General features: G+C 65.9%; 1 protein-coding gene. It reads left to right on the top strand.

Translation table 11 applies throughout. The annotated features are described in order from the left end of the window. On the top strand, nucleotides 1–1,223 hold a 1,223-nt coding region (uxaC, locus tag LJY25_RS21115), incomplete at both ends, for a glucuronate isomerase (protein ID WP_227610430.1).

The following is a 1,223-nucleotide window of genomic DNA, read 5'->3' as shown; positions in this document are numbered from 1 at the left end:
CTGTTGCAGAGCGAGACGGCGCGGGTGCTCTACCATGAGTACGCGTCGTCGATGCCGATTATCGACTACCACTGCCACCTGCCCCCGGATCAGATTGCCCAGGACCGGCAGTTCGAGAACCTGACCCAGATCTGGCTCTACGGCGACCACTACAAGTGGCGGGCCATGCGCGCCAACGGCATCCCGGAGCACTTCATCACGGGCCCCGCCTCGGACTGGGAGAAGTTTGAGAAGTGGGCTGAAACGGTGCCCTACTGCGTGCGCAACCCGCTCTACCACTGGACCCACCTGGAGCTGCAGCGCTACTTCGGCGTGAGTGAGCTGCTCACCGGCGAGAGTGCCCGCCGCATCTACGAGCACTGCTCGGCCTTGCTGCAAACGCCGGCGTACTCGGTGCGCAACCTGCTGCTGAAAATGAACGTGCGCACCGTGTGCACCACCGACGACCCGGCCGACTCCCTGGAGCACCACCGCACGCTGGCCGCCAGCGGCTACGCCGTGCAGGTGCTGCCCACCTTCCGCCCCGACAAGGCCATGGCCTGCGACGAGGCGGCCGCCTACAACGCCTACCTCGATGTACTCGGCGCCTCGGCCGCCGTGGACATCCGTTCCTATCCGGACCTGCTGGAAGCGCTGCGCCTGCGTCACGACTACTTTGCCGCCCTGGGCTGCCGCCTCTCCGACCATGGCCTCGAGCAGCTCTACGCCGCCGACTACTCCGAGCAAGAGCTGCACGCGGCCTTTGCCAAGGTCCGCAGCGGCGAGCAGCTTACCTCCACGGAAGCCGAGCAGCTCAAGAGCGGACTGCTCGTGTTCCTGGCTCAGCTGGACTGGCAGAAGGGCTGGACCCAGCAGTTCCACCTGGGCGCCTTGCGCAACAACAACGCCCGCCAGCTGCGCCAGCTCGGCCCCGACACGGGCTGGGACTCGATCGGCGACTTTGCCCAGGGCCGCAGCATCGCCAAGTTCCTGGACCGCCTGGACGGGCAGGACCAGCTGGCCAAAACGATTCTCTACAACCTGAACCCGGCGGACAACGAGCTCTTCGCCACCATGATCGGCAACTTCCAGGACGGCACGGTGGCGGGCAAGGTGCAGTTCGGCTCGGGCTGGTGGTTTCTGGATCAGAAGGACGGCATGGAGCGCCAGCTCAACGCGCTGTCGAACATGGGCCTGCTCAGCCGCTTCGTGGGCATGCTCACCGACTCGCGCTCGTTTCTCTC

The sequence above is a fragment of the Hymenobacter translucens genome, assembly GCF_020685205.1.
In the GTDB taxonomy this organism is placed as follows: Bacteria; Bacteroidota; Bacteroidia; order Cytophagales; family Hymenobacteraceae; genus Hymenobacter; species Hymenobacter translucens.
This window is presented reverse-complemented; position numbering and strand designations above follow the sequence as displayed.